Below are 16,881 nucleotides of genomic sequence, written 5' to 3'. Positions count from 1 at the left end.
CTAGCTGTTAAAAAATTTACAGTAATTTCTCAAAGCAAACGCTATTGTCAATACCAATATACTGTCCGTAATTAGGAATTCTGTAATATCCGTTTTTTTCATACAGAGCAATGGCTTCCGGTTGCTTGATGCCTGTTTCCAGAACACATTTGCTAAACCCTTCTTCTTTGGCCCAGATCTCTAGTTCATTTAATATTTTCGATGCAAATCCTTTCCCTCTCATTTCCTCATTGGTATACATTCTTTTGATCTCTACAGCATCATCGGAAAAAGGTTTAAATGCACCACAACCAACGGCTGCATCTTCAGAATAAGCTACCACACAGTTTTTCAATGCATCAATTGAGTTAAACTGATGGTAAAATTCATGGTCTTTTCCATCACGGACAGCCAGATCGGCGTCCAGAAGCTTTACTAAATCCTGAAAGTCTGTATTGGAAGAATCGGTTCTACTAGTGATCATTGGTTTATTCAAAAAATTTAATGCAATTTAAATATTTAATACTAAAATGTAAAGTAAAAAGCTTCCCCGGTAAGAGGAAGCCTTCAATTTATTTGTTTTCCGTTTTTTCCGGCATAGGTGGTGGCGGATCTTGGTAACCGGCTTTTTTATTAAGTCTTTCCATTACCTGAAGAGCTATTTCACTTCCCATTTTTCCTCCTGCTTCCATACTATCCTTCATAAGAGAAGGCATTACTTTAAGCGTTTTTTGTCCAATGGGAGATTTATAAAATTTAATAAGCTCATCAAGATCTGATTCAGTATAATATTTAGCATAAATCGGAATATAAAGATCAGTCATTTTATCAGATGTAACTTCTGCAGCAAATTCACTCCAGAATTCCTCCGGAATATCCGCCCTTCTTTCTTTAAACTGCAATATATACTGCTCCACCGCTGCAATAGCCATTTTATCAGCTCCCGTAATTTTAATGAATTCACGGATTTTAGCCTCAGAAGCCTGAGAGAAGGCAAGAGTTCCGATAAAAAGACTTAAAATAGTGATTAGTTTTTTCATTTACTAATTAAGCGTCTACATTAAACTTTCTTTCATTGATCAGCTCTGCAATGGCAAGCATATCCTGTCCTATTAACCTGTCGTCTTCAAGCTTTTTCACTTTTGAACGAATGATGGCAAAGTTTTCTTCGATGATCTTCGAGCATTTTGAAGGTCTTCTGAATTCCAGCCCCTGTGCTGCAAACATTAATTCCACAGCTAAAATATTAACCAGATTTCCCAGCACCTGATTGAATTTTCTGCCGGAAATACTTCCCATAGAAACATGATCTTCCTGCCCCAGACTTGTAGGGATAGAATCTGCCGAAGCCGGGAAACACAATGTTTTATTTTCCGTAACCAAAGCGGCTGAAGTATATTGCGGGATCATGAATCCTGAATTTAGTCCTGAGCTTTCTGTCAGCAATCTTGGAAGTCCATATTTTCCTTCCAGCAATAAATAACTTCTTCTGTCTGAAATATTTCCAAGCTCTGCTGCCGCCAGTGTAGCGTAATCCAATGGAAGAGCCATCAGCTGTCCGTGGAAGTTTCCTCCGGAAATAGATTCTTCAGCGCTTAGAACGATCGGGTTGTCTGTTACAGAATTCAGTTCAGTTTCTGCCATCATTCTGAGGTGTTCAAAGGCATTTCTGCTGGCACCGTGTACCTGCGGAACACATCTCATGGAATATGGATCCTGAACCCTTTCACAGTCTTCGTGGGCCTTCATATTTTCTGAGCCTTTTAAAAATTTAACCATTCTGGCTGCTACTTTCTTGCTGCCTTCGAAGGGTCTGATCTCATGAAGCTCTTTTTTAAACGGGCTTTCAGAACCTCTGTAAGCTTCAATACTCATGGCAGCAGTCATATCCGCAAGATTTAGCAGGTATTCAAACTTTTCCAGTCCTTTGATTGCATGAGCCAAAATAAACTGGGTTCCGTTGATTAATCCCAAACCCTCTTTCGGGCCCAGGGCCAATGGTTCAAGACCGTGTCTTTCCAGAACTTCCATCGTTTCGTAAATCTGATCTCCTTCCCAAACCTGTCCCAATCCAAGCAATGGAAGTACAAGATGGGCAAGAGGCGCAAGATCTCCGGATGCTCCTACAGAACCCTGCTCCGGTACTACAGGAATAATATCTTTTTCCAGCATCAGGATCAGTCTTTCAATCACTTCCAGGGAAACTCCTGAAAATCCTTTTGATAAAGCATGAACTTTAGCAATGATCATGATTTTGGAAAGTTCTTTATGGATAGGTTTTCCTACTCCTACTGCATGAGAAATAATAAGATTATACTGCAGCTGGGCAGTTTCGTCAGCTGATATTTTGGTATCGCAGAGAGGCCCGAAACCAGTATTGATCCCATAGACGCATCTATCGGACTCTACTATTTTCTGAACATTTTTTTGAGATTTTAAAATCTGTTCTTTGGCTGCTTTATTAAGTTTAGCCTTACCTGGTTTTTTACAGATTTCCAGAACATCATGGAAAGTGAAAACATCTACACCGTATATCATTTCTAAAATTTTCTTAAAATTACACATTTAACAATAATTGTAAAAGCTAAATTTTACCGTCTTATATTTTTCTAAATAACAAGTAAATTAATTTGCTATTTTTACTGCCGAAATTAAAAACAATAATACATGAAACTGAAAACTCTACTCCTTGCTGTATGTGTAGCAAGTACAACAGCTTTCGCCCAGAAAGTAAAATATTCTAAAGAAGAAAGAAAAGAAATGAATCGTTATCTGTTTAACGAAGGTTTCGATACTGCATCTGATAAAAAGGTTTCTACAATTATATTAAAAGACAATACTGAACACCAGGGTTACAGTAAATCGTGGGAAAAACAGAGGGGACAGATTCTTTCCATTACAATTGAAGATGTTGATACAGGAAAGCCCATGAAATTTGCGGCGGCAGACATTGCTGAAATGTATTTGTATGCGACAGAGAGGGAAAAATCTATGAAAGCAGGAAAGTTCATTTCAAACATGAGAAATTACAGCACCAAAAAATACAGTAAATCTGTAACCAATGATGCAATCCCCTACGAAAACCAGATTGTTTCCTTAAAAAACAAGAAAGAGCCCAAAGCTTTTTTAATGCAGGTTATAAATCCTGAATTTAATGAACTTATTACGGTTTATCATGATCCTTTTGCTTCAGAAACCATATCTACAGGTTTTGGTGGTGCTCCTGCATTTGGCGGTGGTGTCATCAAATCTTATTATGTAAAAAAGGGTGAAAAAGTAATGTGGCTTCACAAGGATGATTTTGAAGACAATTACGATTTCCTGTTTGGAGACAATGCCGAGTTTATGAAAAAATATCCTAAAAACTCTGTAGAGTGGGATTATCTAAGCTTCCTGATCTATCAATACACCGAAATGAACCACGGATAAAAATACTTTGAACAATAAAATGAACCTGTAGAGTCATCTGCAGGTTTTCTTTTTTAAATAGGGAAAGTTTCCTTAATTTTGTTATATGAATCCTTCTTTAGAATTACAGCTCAAAACTTTACCATCGGAACCTGGCGTTTATCGTTATTATGATAAAAACGATCAATTGCTGTATGTAGGAAAAGCCAAGCATTTAAAGAAAAGGGTTCTCTCCTACTTCAATAAAAACCTTCCGGGCTACCGTATTAAAATAATGGTGAGCAAGATCGCCCGCCTGGAAACAACCATCGTAAACAGTGAGTATGATGCTCTTTTACTGGAAAACAACCTGATCAAGGAGCATCGCCCTTTTTATAATGTATTGCTGAAGGATGACAAAACCTATCCATGGATCTGCATTAAAAATGAAAGTTTTCCAAGAATATTCCTGACCAGAAATGTAATCAAGGACGGTTCTGAATACTATGGTCCTTACGCTAAGGTACGTCCGGCAAAGATTTTACTGGATACCATTAAACATATTTATAAGCTAAGAACGTGTAATCTTAATCTTTCCCCTTCAAAAATTGCAGAAGGAAAGTACAAAGTTTGCCTGGAATATCACATTAAAAATTGTGAAGGCCCTTGTGAAAATCTGGAAAGCAAAGAGGATTATGATGAAAAGATCGATGCTATCCGTGGGATTATCAAAGGAGATTTCCGGAAAGCTAAAGAATATCTGGTGAATCAGATGATGAAAATGGCTTCCAACCTTAAATTTGAAGAAGCACAGATCATCAAGGAAAGACTGGATATTCTGGAAGATTACCAGGCTAAAAATACGGTGGTAAATCCTAATATTGATGATGTGGATGTTTTTGGAATGACGAGTGATGAAACGGCGGCTTATGTCAATTTCTTCAAGATCAGAAACGGAAATATCATCCAGAGTTTTACCACTGAAATAAAGAAAATTCTTGAAGAAACCGATGAAGATATTCTGGAAGAAGCTTTAATCGAGATCCGCCAGAAATTCGGCTCCGATTCCAAGGAAGTATTACTTCCGTTCCATTTATCTGTGGAAATCCCGAATGTAAAACTCATCGTTCCCAAAGTTGGCGACAAAAAAAGAATTGTGGAACTTTCCGAGAAGAATGCAAAAGAATACCGTTTAGAAAAACTAAAGCAGGTACAGATTGTAGATCCGGAAAGACATACGAACAGAATTATGTCCGAAATGCAAAAGCTGCTTCGGATGCCTGTAGAACCTAGACATATTGAAGGTTTCGATAACTCGAATATCCAGGGAACCAACCCTGTCTCTGCCTGTGTCGTTTTTAAAGACGGTAAGCCAAGTAAAGCAGATTACAGGATATTCCATCCCAAAACGGTAGAAGGCGCCAATGACTTCGCAACCATGGAAGAAGTAATCTACCGCCGCTATAAAAGAATGCTGGACGAGGGGGAAGATCTTCCGCAACTGATCCTTATAGACGGAGGAAAAGGGCAGCTTTCATCTGCTGTAAAAAGCTTAAAATTATTAGGTCTTTATGGCAAAATCACGATTGTAGGGATCGCCAAAAGGCTGGAGGAAATTTTCTTTCCTGAAGATTCTATTCCTTTATATCTTGATAAAAAATCTGAAACTTTAAAAATCCTGCAGAGAGTAAGGGATGAAGCCCACCGTTTCGGGGTAAGGCATCACAGAACAAGGAGAAAAAATTCTACCATCAAATCTGAGCTTGAAGAAATTCCGGGCGTTGGAGAAAAAACAATTGAACTTCTCCTTTCTAAACTGAAATCTGTAAAAAGAATCAAAGAATCAAACCTTGAAACCCTGGAGGAGATTCTTGGGAAAAGTAAGGCAGCTGTTATTTATGAATATTTCAACGGTAATTAATATTGTAAAATACAAAAGGCTCTTTCCAAGAGCCTTTTGTATAATTATTTTTTAATGATCTTGCCCAGATGTTCTCTTTTTTCGGTCTTTATTCTAACAAAATATATTCCTGAAGAGAGATCTGATACGTTGATTTTATCATTAGTGTTCATTATGCTCTTCATCAATTTTCCAGAAGCATCAAAGATTTTTACTGTTTCAATTCTATAATTTTCTTTACTTTTTACAGAAAAATATTCTGTAACAGGATTAGGATAAATCTGAATATCCGCATTAGCATTTTTTTCATCCGCTCTGTGAATATCATCAGTAGCCAAATGAGCCGGCAAAGTATCCGTAACTTCATACAATTCAGTACCATGATTTTTTGTGGTAATGGAAAGGTATAATCTTTCTCCATCAGTTGCTATTCTTTCTATATTTTCATTAGACAGCAGCTGATTGTCATCATTGGTTACAAAAATATCCATTGGCATTGTATTGGAAGCCATACCATTTGTTTTCCATACTTTCTGCGAATCTCCATTCAGAAAGTACAGATAATTATTAACACAAATCATCTCTTTTGCAGAAGACAAATTGGACACTAAACTGAAAGTACCACTGGCCGTCCCGTCCGTTCTCCAAAGCTGAGCTCCATTGTTATTGGTAAAAAACAACTGATTTCCACATTTTTTGAATTTAGTTTCTCCAAAAAAGTTTCCGCTTAGAACTTCGGTAGTTCCCACGACAGTACCATCTGTTGAATAGAGACCTGATGGATATCCTGTAGTATTATAAAACAATTTACCATTTAGAACTTCTGTTTCTCTGGAAATATTTCCTGAGCCATAATTCTTCAACAACACTGCAGATGCCTGATCCCCATCTGAAGCCCACAGTTCATTTTGTCCATAGCTTGAATTTTCCTGTCTTTTTGTGAAGAAGAGCTTGTTGTTGAAACTCTTTAATACTTTAATATCTCCATCTGTTCCGTCCTGATAACTGAATTCAATCGCTTTTGAAGTTCCTGCAGATGTACCATCGGATTTCCAGATCCCCAGCTTTCCGTTTTCTTTAGCTACAAAATAGGCAAAACCATTCAAAACTGCAGTTTGAGAGTCTGTATTGTACATACTTCCCATGTTATCTGTTGAAATATCTTTTACCAAAACCGCTGTATCTGTATCGTTATCGATTTTCCATAATTCTGTTCCTATTATATTATTGTAGCCGGAAAATAAAAGGGTATTGTCATTTAAATTGACATAGAAAGAATTATCATAAGTAACCGTACCCGGCGGTGTAGACAATCCTTCTGAATATATCTCTGTACCAGCTGTTCTGTACATTCCGCTCCTTGGATTTGGAGTTCCGTTTTTAGTATAAAGATAGTTTCCTACTTTAAAGAAAGTATCTTTATTATCAGAAAACATTCCCATAAAAGAAGTGTTTCCAAAGGTGGAAAGTCTTTCAAGCTGTTGTGTATTTTTATTTCTTTTGTAGAGTTGGTTGTTATATTGGCGATCTGCTGCAATAAAAATAAATTCGTTGTCCAGAATACCAAAAGAATGTGGTGCAGAACTTTCAAATCTGCTGATATCAGTAGCTAAAGAAGAGTTCTGAGAAATCGGATTTACAGAGAATAGTTCTGTTCCATTCTTTGGACTATACCCGGTAAGATAAATTTTAGAATTCAGATCAATAAAGCTATTGTTATAAGGCATTCCAATATCCGTAATTTCAAATGTCTGAGATGAGTTTCCATTCGTTATCCAATATCTGTTGCCGTAGTTTGGTTTTGTAAGAATTAGATGCATACCATCTGAACTTTTTCCATATAATTCCGTCCCAGATGGGGTATTAAATAAAACAGTACCTGCTTCAGTACCATCTGTTTCCCAGATATAGTCGCCATAAGCCGTGCTTACTCCATTTCCATTGCTATCGAAATATATTTTATTATTAAGTTTTATAAATTTGCTATTGCCCATGGAACTGGTATTTCCCGGCATAATATTTTTAAGCATTTTAGTACCTGCAGCCGTTCCATCTGATACCCAAGGTTCCATTCCTCCCGCATCAGGATCGAATCCTTCAAATACAAAATAATTATCTGCAGAAATTCCGTTCAACCTCGGTGCCCTTAAAGGTTTTACCGGAACTGTGCCGGCCTCAGTTCCATCACTGGCATAAAGTCCATATCCGGTTCCCAGACTGGCAATAAAGTAGAACTTATTATTCATGGGAAGTATATTGAAATCTCCGGAAATACTTCCGCCTGCAGGTACAATATCTTTCAGTAGAACAGTTCCAGCTACCGTCCCATCCGATTTCCAGATTTCTTTTCCAGATACACCGTCATCGGCTCCTATAATTAATTCGTTATTAAATGAATACATTTTTACATCCCCGGAATACACAAAAGTTTTCACTTTCAGCAGTACCTTTGAAACCGTGTCATACGACCACAATTCATTTTGTACATAATAGAAAATTTTATTTCCGGCAACAACAAGGTTACCGATAGAATAATTTGTGCCGAGATCTTTTTCTTTCATCGTTCCGGCAACGGTTCCATCTGTTACCCAAAGCTGATAGCTAGAAAAAGTATCTTGTGCTACAAAATATATTTTGCCGTTTACATTTACAAAAGAGGGAGAACCAGATAAACCACTGTTGTAACCTGGAAAAATATCTTTAAGTAATACAGACTTTTGAGTTACAGAATTAAAACACCAGAGTTCTCTTCCTTCATCACTGTATCTTGTGGCCGGAAAGATGATCAGATCATTCAACTTAATTAAATTTCCGGGATCACCAGAAGAACCGAAATTTATTTCATGTAGCTTGGCATTGAAAACATTTTGGGCATTGGAATATATTGACAGAGCTGCCAATATGGAAATATAAATTTTTTTCATAAGTATAAAATTTAATCCTTAACTCATTCTTACGTTTGAATTAAGGATTATAGTGTTGTTCAAATGTATCTTTATTTTGCTGAAAATACTTCTTTGGCAAATTCTCCGTTGGTTTGCGGCATATCGATCACGATATTTCCGTTTTCGAAATATCCGATGGTATAGCTTCCATCCGAAAGTTTCACTCTGAAAACATCCTTTTTGGAAGAATTTTTAAAAACAGCAAATGGCACAGAGCTTCCTCCGTCTGCCAGGATAAACTGATTATTATCTACCTGGATTTTCTGAAGGTTTACCTTACCGTTGGTGTATTTTCCTGATTTATTTTCAGAAACGGGTGCAGATGAAGCCTCTTCAGCTTTTTTCACAACCTGTTGTTCTTTCGGACTTTCAGTTTTTGTAACCTGAAGATTTGCTATCGGATTTGAAACTGGAAGTGAAACCAGAGAACGGTTAAGGGCGTCCTGATATCCTTCTTTATATTCTTTAAGACTGGAGTCTCCTTTTGATGAAAATAATACCTTTCCGTTACAGTCTTTGAACTCGACTTCTACTTTGTTTCTCAGAAAGCTGCTTTTATTATTGATATTACCTGTTGCAAAACTGCATGAGCTTTTGTCAATTTCAGCGGGCCACTGATCTTTTCCTTCCTGAATCGCTATATAGCCTTTAGATTTTAAGGTCTTTATCAAAACTCCATCCAGGCCATAGGATTCTTTTTCAAAATCCTTAAACGTCTGAGGAATGGAAATATATTTATAATCTGAAACTCTCTGTCCAAAAACAGCTGTTACTGCGAATATACATGTAAGTATGGAAATCTTTTTCATTGCTTTTAAAATTACGTTTCAAAGTTAATCATTTCTGAACGCTCCCATATCCAGTTTAAGAGAGAAAAAATTAGAATAGAAGTTGGATCCTCCGATTCCTGAATTGGTAATCGCGTAATCCAGTGTAAGTCCGCGGTATCTTATCCCGATACCTGCACTTGGCTGGAAAGAAACTTTTCTTTTAAGGTCTTCAATATCTGTAATGGACTGAAACCTGTTCACCCCAAGTCGTACAAAGATCATTTTCTGATATCCAAGTTCAGCACCGGCATAGGGTGTAATACTTGCAAAATCTGTTGATATCAAAGCTGCTGTTTTGGCAAAATCAACGTTGATCCCTGCTTCCGGCAATACATAAAGGCTGCTGTTAATGTTGAAGATCTTACTTGCCCCTACATTCAGTTTTGGCATGGTAAGTTCCATTTTATCTTTTGGTGCCGGGTTAAATTCTTCCCCGTTCACCACTGTTGAAAGTTCTTTCTGATTAATGCTCCAAAAGTTTACCGTAGTCGTTGCATCACGCAGCATCCCTCCGAATTTCCATCCGTTATCTGCTTTATAAATAGCTCCGATATCGAAACCAAAACCATATCCGCTGGCAAATTTCCCGACATTTCTGTAAACAATTTTGGCATTTACCCCGACATCAAGTTTAGTATTTCCGGCAGGATTAAAGGCATAAGAAAGGATGGCTGCATAATCAGACTGGGAAAATTTGGTAATTTTATCATAATCTATATTACCTTCAGAATCAATCATCTGGGTTGTGTTCAGGATATTATCTACCCCCAATCTGACAACTGAAACTCCAAACACTCCTTCTTCCAGAACTTTTGCATATGCCAGATAATCATATTTTGCGATGGATTCGAAATATTCTGCGTGCATTGCTGCTCCCTGCCAGTCTTTTTCAATGGCCATTAAACCGGCCGGGTTCCACATGGGTGAATACACATCATCTTGGTTGGAAATTACAGCCCCACCCATGGCTAGCCCTCTCGCTCCGGCACCGATATTTAAAAATTCATTGGAGTATTTTCTTATGATCTGAGATTGAGACAGCCCAAACAGCAGTGAAAATGCAAGTAAAAAATATTTCTTCATCATATAAATTTGATGCTTAGTTAAAGTTTTTTTGTTTTCTGGCTTTCATTAATCCGTTTGCAATGATTGCCAGTATCATAACGCCTGAAGCCACATAAAATATAGGACTCATTTCTTCTGATTCTCCAAAGATAAAAAAAGCTAGTATAATTCCGTAGACAGGTTCTAAATTAACTGTTAAAATTAGAGTAAAAGGCGAAATATATTTCATCAGCTTTACCGACTCCAACATTGGAAAAGCAGTAAAAACGCTTGCCAGTAAGCATATTAACGCCAGATCTCTGTAATTTATTTCATTCATCTGAAAAATCTGTCCTGTAAACATATAAAATAGAGCGAGAACAAACCATCCGCTAAAAATTTCATAGAATATAATGTTTCCCGAGCTGGTTTTACCAAACATTTTGCCGTTAAAAACAGAGAAAACAGTCCCGAACACCGCACAGAGTATCCCGTAGACAATCCCTTCTTTGAAATGAAATTCAGTTTTAAAGATCAGTAATATGCAGGCTACTATTACCACCCCCATTACGACTTCTGATATATCGATCTTCCTTTTAAAAATTACAGGTTCTAAAATAGAGGCAAATAAAGTGGAAAGTGAAAGACAACTTAGCGCTATCGATACGTTGGATACTTTAATTGAATAAAAAAAGCAATACCAGTGAAGTGCCATGGCACAACCTATTGCTGCAAGCTGAAAAAATATTTTCCTTGATACTTTAATACTTTCCTTTTTATAAACCCTGATAAAGACAAATAAAAACACAGCTGCAAACAGCATTCTGTAAAATACAAGAATCTGGGCATTAGCATGAATCAGTTTTCCCAAAATTGCAGTGAACCCCCATAAAAAAACAATCAAGTGCAGCCTGAAAAGCGCTAATTTTTGCATATCCTAACTTCTGTAAATTTTTAACAGGCAAATTTACAAATAGGCTTTTATAAATCTCATAAAAAAATATAAATATTATTTTAACAAATAATTATTTAGTCTGTTTTTATATTTTTTCTATAATTAATTTTAGAAAATAATAAAAAAGATACATTTACTCAATTATCAAACAACAATAAAACCTGGTTGGAATTAAGGGTTTATGACACAAAAACTTTATGATAAGATAAAAATTTTAGATTTGCGTAATGAGATTAAATACCAATATTAGGATCACAACAGATCGGTTGATTCTGAAACCAGTGGATGAATCATATATTGACGACATAAACGAATGCTTCATTGCAGAAGTTACCAGATATATGCCTTTCAATCCAACAGGGGATAGAAATGACGTCATTAGTTTTGTAAAGGCATCCAAAGAATCTCTGTTAAAGAATACTGATCTGGTAATGACTGTTCTTGACTTTAATGATCAATTTATAGGCTGCTGTGGCATTCATAATATAACGGCAGAGTCTATAGAACTTGGACTCTGGTTAAGAAAAGATAGGCAGGGTATGGGATTAGGCACTGAAATTATTACCAGCCTGATTGAATTTTCAGAAAATAATTTTACCTTTCAATATATTCTCTATCCCGTTGATGAAGAAAATACAGCAAGTAGAAAAATCCCGGAAAAGTTAGGGTTCAGCCCTTATAAAAAATACCAGAAAAACAAAGGGGTATCTTCTTATCTGAATATCATAGAGTACAGAAAATATTATGCTGAATAATACTGCATAATTTGAACTTAATGGACATAAAAAAACCCTGAAAATTTGTTCAACGTTCAGGGCCTTCAAATAATAAACTATTAAAAAAATAAACTAGGAACTTAGAGTAAATATAAGGGAATATCATCCCTTTTACTCTGAAGTAAAGTTAGAAAAAATATCAGTAATTTAAAAATAATTTTTTGTTAAAAATTTCACAATTTTCTGAGAACCAATATATTAAACACTTGTTTTACTTCAGCCTTCATTCATTATAAAAATAGTATCTTTAGCCGTAAAAAATTGAAATTTTATGGACCTTGAATTTAATAAACGGGAAGATCAGAATAGATTAAAATTATCTGATATCAATCAATTGCTCGCTGAAATAAAAAAAGGAGGCGGAGAGAAGAGGCTTCAAAAGCTTCGCGATGAAGGAAAAATGACAGCCAGAGAAAGAATTGAATATCTTCTTGATAAAGGTTCAGATTCTATAGAAATCGGTGCATTTGCAGGTTACGAAATGTATGAAGAGCATGGAGGCTGCCCTAGCGGCGGAGTGGTAGTCGTGATGGGTTATGTTTCCGGCAGACAGTGCCTTGTTGTAGCCAATGATGCTTCTGTAAAAGCTGGAGCCTGGTTTCCTATTACCGGAAAAAAGAACCTTAGAGCACAGGAGATTGCTATGGAGAATAAACTTCCGATCATCTATCTGGTTGATTCTGCAGGAGTTTACCTTCCAATGCAGGATGAAATTTTCCCTGATAAAGAGCATTTCGGACGTATTTTCAGAAATAATGCCAAGATGAGCTCTATGGGAATCATCCAGATCTCAGCGGTTATGGGAAGTTGTGTTGCCGGAGGTGCTTATCTTCCGATCATGAGTGACGAAGCCATGATTGTTGACAAAACCGGTTCTATTTTCCTAGCCGGAAGCTACCTTGTCAAAGCAGCCATCGGGGAAACTATTGACAATGAGACTCTTGGAGGAGCTACTACGCACTGCTCTATTTCAGGAGTTACCGATTATAAGGCTAAGGATGATAAAGATGCTCTGGACAGAATCAAAAACATCATGAAGTCCATCGGAAGTACTGAAAAAGCAGGATTTGACAGGATAGAAAGTTTTCCGCCAAAGCAAAATCCAGACAACATTTTTGGAATAATCCCTGTTTCCAGAGCGGAGCAGTATGACACCTATGAAATAATTAAATGTCTGGTAGATAATTCGGAATATGAAGAATATAAACCTGACTACGGGAAAAGCATCATCTGCGCAACGGCCAGAATTGATGGCTGGTCTGTAGGAATTGTAGCCAACCAGAGAAAGCTTGTAAAAAGCGGAAAGGGTGAAATGCAGTTTGGAGGGGTTATTTATTCGGATTCAGCTGATAAATCAACAAGGTTTATTGCCAACTGTAACCAGAGAAAGATTCCTTTGATATTCCTTCAGGATGTTACAGGATTTATGGTAGGTTCAAAATCCGAGCATGGCGGTATTATTAAAGACGGAGCTAAAATGGTAAATGCCGTTTCCAATTCTGTAGTACCAAAGTTCACAATTATCACCGGAAACTCATACGGAGCCGGAAACTATGCAATGTGTGGTAAAGCTTATGATCCAAGATTAATTGTAGCATGGCCATGGGCAGATCTTGCTGTAATGGGTGGATCACAAGCAGCAAAAGTTTTGGTTCAAATCCAGGAATCTACTTTGAAAAAGCAAGGTAAAGAAATCTCCGAGGAAGAGCACAATGAAATCTTGGATACCATTACCAAAAGGTATCAGAAGCAGACAGAGGCCACGTATGCCGCTGCAAGACTTTGGACAGATGCGATCATCAATCCTACAGATACAAGAAAATGGATTTCCATGGGTATTGAAGCCGCCAATCACTCTCCTATTACTGAAAAATTTAATCTGGGAGTTATCCAGGTTTGATAATCCTGAGTTATCCTGAAAATATAAAAAGATGTGGAATTGGTTTTCCACATCTTTTTTTGTTCAAGCTTTTAGAAGCATTGTAATTTTTTAAAATTCCTTTATTTTTCAGTATTTATAAATACTGATTGTACCCTAGCCCCGATTGCAGCAATTGTTTGAGCTCATTTTCTATTTTTGGCTGCGGCGGCAAAGCCGCCACAGCCAAAAATAGAAAATAGCGAGTGCGGAAAGCGGGAATAGCTTTAAATAAATTCAATTCTAAGAAAAGAACACGCCCGTTCTGAATCTCTCTTTATTCAGTTTTTTATTAACTGCTAGTCCCCAAAGAATAAATTCTTTTAAGAATAAAATATCTTCAGGTAATGTATCCGGCTGATATTTTTCAATGATCTGGTCAAGAGGAACAATTCTGTTAAGAGATTTTGCATACACTTCATCTGAAGACTCATCGGTAATTTCCAAGGAACCGTCATCTTCCAGAAACCAATCCGTAATCTGGCTAAACGGCCCGTCAATATGTTTTTTCTCTAGCTTTTCCACTTTCGGAAAATAAGAGGTGAATAAAGTTCTGATCGCATTATCAATTAGCAACTGGGCAACCGCTTCTGCCCCTTCCTGTTCACCTTCATACACCAGCTCCACTTTCCCTGTAATCGCAGGAATTACGCCCACAAAGTCACTTAACCTTACTGATGTTGTTTCATCACCGGTTAATAAAGATCTGCGTTCTGCCGTACTCAATAAATTTTCAAAAGCAGTGATACTCATACGGGCGCTCACTCCACTTTTTGAATCTACATATTCGCTGTCACGAGCTTCAAAACCGATCTGTTCCAAAAGATCTTTCGCCAGAGAAGGGACGTATACTCCATTTTTCTGACGACTGTCTAAGCTGGATTCATACCGGGTAATTTCTCTGGCAATATTGATGTTTTCAGGATAATGGGTCAAAATCTGGGATCCGATACGGTCTTTCAAAGGAGTCACAATGCTTCCTCTGTTCGTATAATCTTCAGGATTCGCTGTGAAAACAAACTGGATATCCAAAGGCATCCTCACCTTAAACCCACGAATCTGTACATCTCCTTCCTGCAAAATATTAAACAAAGAAACCTGGATCCTTGCCTGAAGGTCCGGTAATTCATTAATGACAAAAATGCAACGGTTTGCCCGCGGAATCATCCCAAAATGAATTACACGGTCGTCCGCATAAGAAAGCTTAAGGTTGGCAGCTTTAATAGGATCCACATCACCGATCAGATCGGCAACAGTCACATCCGGAGTCGCCAGTTTTTCGAAAAATCTTTCATCACGGTGAAGCCATTCTATCGGGGTATTATCACCTTCTTTTTCAATTAATTCTTTAGCATAGCGGGAAATCGGATGAAACGGATCATCATTAATTTCACTTCCTGCAATAAAAGGAATCCATTCATCCAGTAAAGACGTCATCATTCTTGCTAACCTGGTCTTTGCCTGACCTCTTAATCCTAATAAATTAATATTATGCCGGCTTAATATAGCATGCTCCAATTGAGGAATAACTGTATTTTCATATCCGAAAATTCCTTCAAATACAGATTCTTTATTGCGAATTTTGGCTTTTAAATTATCTCTTAATTCGTCTTTAATGTTTTTTGATAGGTATCCTGATGCTCTTAATGAGCCTAGTGTTTGTATAGTTGGCTTTTCAGTCATTTTATTTATTTAAAATCTGATTTATTAACTTCTTGAATATTTTATGAATAATGATTTTTTAGCGAATTCTTTTCTTACGGTTAGTCTCATAATCTTCAAAAATCATATGACCTAGTCCATTCAATCCCGTATAAAAAGCTTTTCCCTGATTGGCTTCCGTAAATTCACTTACAAATTGTTGCAAATAAGGATCCTGTGCAATCATAAAAGTAGTAATCGGAATATGTAACCTTCTCGCCTGAGACGCCATATTATAGCATTTCTGAACAACATATTCATCCAAACCATAGGAATTCATGTAGTAGGTACCATCCGACTGACGAACACAGCTTGGTTTCCCGTCGGTAATCATGAAAATCTGTTTATTGGTATTTCTTTTTCTGCGTAAAATATCCATCGCCAGCTGAAGCCCGGCAACCGTATTCGTATGATACGGCCCAACCTGTAAGTAAGGAAGTTCCTGAATTTTCACGGGCCAGGCATCATTCCCAAAAACAATGATATCCAAAGTATCTTTCGGATAACGCGTTGTGATAAGCTCCGCAAGCGCCATCGCCACTTTTTTGGCTGGAGTGATACGGTCTTCTCCATACAAAATCATGCTGTGGCTGATGTCGATCATCAAAACCGTACTCATCTGAGATTGGTAAATACTATCTTCAACAATTAAATCATCTTCAGTAAGATGAAAATCTCCGATTCCATTATTGATTTGGGCATTCTTTAGACTTTCGGTAATAGAAATCTTCTCTACCGGATCTCCAAAGCTATAATTACGGAATTCCCCTGTTGTATCTTCTCCCGTTCCGCTTTTATTGGTTTTATGATTCCCGTTTCCACTTTTTCCAAGGTTCCCGAATATCTGATTAAGTGCTTGTTTACGGATATTCTGTTCCATTTTTGCACTCAAACGAATTCCATTTCCACCATTAGGATCAACTTCTTCACGGATATATCCTTTCTTTTTCAGGTCTTCAATAAAATCATCAATAGTGTATTCCGGAATAGTCAGCTGGTATTCTTCATCCAACATTCGAAGCCAGTCGATTGCTTCATCAAAATCTCCCGAGGTATGGGTCAGCAAATCTGTAAAAATTTCCAGCAACCGGTCAAATACAGATAATTCCGGTGCTTTGTAAGTTTCAAATCTGAACCCTCTCACAATATGCTCTTTCATATAATAAAGTTACGACATAAATAAAAGGCCTTTAAGAGATTTAATCTATTTTAATTTTTATGAATAAAAATAATATGATTAATATTTTAAAGTAGAATAAAGAAAATGAACAGATTAACGGAAATTGTAGATATTGCTTATTGCTTATTGCTTATTGCAAAGATAAGGGGTATAAAAACAAAAAAGTCTCACACAAACATGTTGTATGAGACTTTTAATAAAAACTGGCGGCGGCCTACTCTCCCGCTTGTCGCAGTACCATCGGCGCTGGTGGGCTTAACTTCTGT

14 protein-coding genes are annotated in these 16,881 nt (G+C 37.0%); 5 read left to right on the top strand and 9 right to left on the bottom strand.

The window, feature by feature from the left end; all coding sequences use genetic code 11:
* Positions 1 to 16 precede the first annotated feature (16 nt).
* From BUB03_RS19090 to hutH, 3 genes are all read right to left on the bottom strand, one after another.
* Positions 17 to 463, bottom strand: coding sequence for a GNAT family N-acetyltransferase (locus BUB03_RS19090; protein WP_073066189.1), 447 nt, complete (start codon positions 461 to 463; stop codon positions 17 to 19).
* An 88-nt stretch (positions 464 to 551) separates the two neighbouring features.
* Positions 552 to 1,019 (bottom strand): DUF2059 domain-containing protein, encoded by a 468-nt coding sequence (locus tag BUB03_RS19085; protein WP_073066186.1) that lies wholly within the window; start codon positions 1,017 to 1,019, stop codon positions 552 to 554.
* A 7-nt stretch (positions 1,020 to 1,026) separates the two neighbouring features.
* Complete coding sequence (gene hutH / locus BUB03_RS19080) at positions 1,027 to 2,517, bottom strand: histidine ammonia-lyase (protein ID WP_073066568.1); 1,491 nt, start codon at positions 2,515 to 2,517, stop codon at positions 1,027 to 1,029.
* A 129-nt stretch (positions 2,518 to 2,646) separates the two neighbouring features.
* Between hutH and BUB03_RS19075 the strand changes: the two genes are divergently transcribed.
* Positions 2,647 to 3,408 (top strand): hypothetical protein, encoded by a 762-nt coding sequence (locus BUB03_RS19075; RefSeq protein WP_073066183.1) that lies wholly within the window; start codon positions 2,647 to 2,649, stop codon positions 3,406 to 3,408.
* 85 nt (positions 3,409 to 3,493) lie between these two features.
* Positions 3,494 to 5,287, top strand: coding sequence for an excinuclease ABC subunit UvrC (gene uvrC / locus BUB03_RS19070; RefSeq protein WP_073066181.1), 1,794 nt, complete (start codon positions 3,494 to 3,496; stop codon positions 5,285 to 5,287).
* 44 nt (positions 5,288 to 5,331) lie between these two features.
* On the opposite strand, the gene BUB03_RS19065 is transcribed toward uvrC, so the two are convergent.
* The 4 genes from BUB03_RS19065 to BUB03_RS19050 form a co-directional block, all read right to left on the bottom strand.
* The gene (locus tag BUB03_RS19065) at positions 5,332 to 8,190 is read right to left on the bottom strand and encodes a T9SS type A sorting domain-containing protein (protein WP_073066178.1); all 2,859 of its coding nucleotides are present in this window, start codon (positions 8,188 to 8,190) and stop codon (positions 5,332 to 5,334) included.
* A gap of 71 nt (positions 8,191 to 8,261) precedes the next feature.
* Positions 8,262 to 9,020 (bottom strand): hypothetical protein, encoded by a 759-nt coding sequence (locus BUB03_RS19060; protein WP_073066176.1) that lies wholly within the window; start codon positions 9,018 to 9,020, stop codon positions 8,262 to 8,264.
* A gap of 24 nt (positions 9,021 to 9,044) precedes the next feature.
* Positions 9,045 to 10,127 (bottom strand): putative type IX sorting system protein PorV2, encoded by a 1,083-nt coding sequence (locus tag BUB03_RS19055; protein ID WP_073066174.1) that lies wholly within the window; start codon positions 10,125 to 10,127, stop codon positions 9,045 to 9,047.
* A 13-nt stretch (positions 10,128 to 10,140) separates the two neighbouring features.
* Entirely contained in the window at positions 10,141 to 11,019 is an 879-nt protein-coding gene (locus BUB03_RS19050; RefSeq protein ID WP_073066172.1) for a DMT family transporter, read from the bottom strand.
* Positions 11,020 to 11,267: 248 nt separating this feature from the next.
* On the opposite strand from BUB03_RS19050, the gene BUB03_RS19045 reads away from it, so the two are divergent.
* Positions 11,268 to 11,795, top strand: coding sequence for a GNAT family N-acetyltransferase (locus BUB03_RS19045; RefSeq protein ID WP_073066169.1), 528 nt, complete (start codon positions 11,268 to 11,270; stop codon positions 11,793 to 11,795).
* A gap of 292 nt (positions 11,796 to 12,087) precedes the next feature.
* Positions 12,088 to 13,716: an acyl-CoA carboxylase subunit beta gene (locus BUB03_RS19040; RefSeq protein WP_073066167.1), complete on the top strand. Its 1,629-nt coding sequence runs from the start codon at positions 12,088 to 12,090 to the stop codon at positions 13,714 to 13,716.
* A 261-nt stretch (positions 13,717 to 13,977) separates the two neighbouring features.
* Here BUB03_RS19040 and BUB03_RS19035 read toward each other — a convergent pair whose 3' ends face one another.
* Positions 13,978 to 15,417 carry an AAA family ATPase gene (locus tag BUB03_RS19035; RefSeq protein WP_073066164.1) on the bottom strand — a complete coding sequence of 480 codons (1,440 nt, stop codon included), beginning with the start codon at positions 15,415 to 15,417 and terminating at the stop codon, positions 13,978 to 13,980.
* A gap of 58 nt (positions 15,418 to 15,475) precedes the next feature.
* A complete protein-coding gene (locus BUB03_RS19030; RefSeq protein WP_073066162.1) occupies positions 15,476 to 16,594 on the bottom strand; it encodes a vWA domain-containing protein in 1,119 nt (372 codons plus the stop codon).
* A gap of 105 nt (positions 16,595 to 16,699) precedes the next feature.
* Here BUB03_RS19030 and BUB03_RS22150 point away from each other — a divergent pair.
* The coding region (locus BUB03_RS22150; protein WP_228417938.1) for a hypothetical protein at positions 16,700 to 16,881 on the top strand (182 nt) is incomplete at its 3' end.

This window comes from Chryseobacterium oranimense (genome assembly GCF_900129755.1).
In the GTDB taxonomy this organism is placed as follows: Bacteria; Bacteroidota; Bacteroidia; order Flavobacteriales; family Weeksellaceae; genus Chryseobacterium; species Chryseobacterium oranimense.
The sequence above is the reverse complement of the archived record's forward strand: the minus strand, read 5'-3'. Positions and strand labels throughout refer to the sequence as shown.

Bases quoted from the DNA above. Each gene is read 5' to 3' on its own strand.
- BUB03_RS19090 (WP_073066189.1), bottom strand. From the start codon at position 463: ATGATCACTAGTAGAACCGATTCTTCCAATACAGACTTTCAGGATTTA.
- BUB03_RS19085 (WP_073066186.1), bottom strand. From the start codon at position 1,019: ATGAAAAAACTAATCACTATTTTAAGTCTTTTTATCGGAACTCTTGCC.
- hutH (WP_073066568.1), bottom strand. From the start codon at position 2,517: ATGATATACGGTGTAGATGTTTTCACTTTCCATGATGTTCTGGAAATC.
- BUB03_RS19075 (WP_073066183.1), top strand. From the start codon at position 2,647: ATGAAACTGAAAACTCTACTCCTTGCTGTATGTGTAGCAAGTACAACA.
- uvrC (WP_073066181.1), top strand. From the start codon at position 3,494: ATGAATCCTTCTTTAGAATTACAGCTCAAAACTTTACCATCGGAACCT.
- BUB03_RS19065 (WP_073066178.1), bottom strand. From the start codon at position 8,190: ATGAAAAAAATTTATATTTCCATATTGGCAGCTCTGTCAATATATTCC.
- BUB03_RS19060 (WP_073066176.1), bottom strand. From the start codon at position 9,020: ATGAAAAAGATTTCCATACTTACATGTATATTCGCAGTAACAGCTGTT.
- BUB03_RS19055 (WP_073066174.1), bottom strand. From the start codon at position 10,127: ATGATGAAGAAATATTTTTTACTTGCATTTTCACTGCTGTTTGGGCTG.
- BUB03_RS19050 (WP_073066172.1), bottom strand. From the start codon at position 11,019: ATGCAAAAATTAGCGCTTTTCAGGCTGCACTTGATTGTTTTTTTATGG.
- BUB03_RS19045 (WP_073066169.1), top strand. From the start codon at position 11,268: ATGAGATTAAATACCAATATTAGGATCACAACAGATCGGTTGATTCTG.
- BUB03_RS19040 (WP_073066167.1), top strand. From the start codon at position 12,088: ATGGACCTTGAATTTAATAAACGGGAAGATCAGAATAGATTAAAATTA.
- BUB03_RS19035 (WP_073066164.1), bottom strand. From the start codon at position 15,417: ATGACTGAAAAGCCAACTATACAAACACTAGGCTCATTAAGAGCATCA.
- BUB03_RS19030 (WP_073066162.1), bottom strand. From the start codon at position 16,594: ATGAAAGAGCATATTGTGAGAGGGTTCAGATTTGAAACTTACAAAGCA.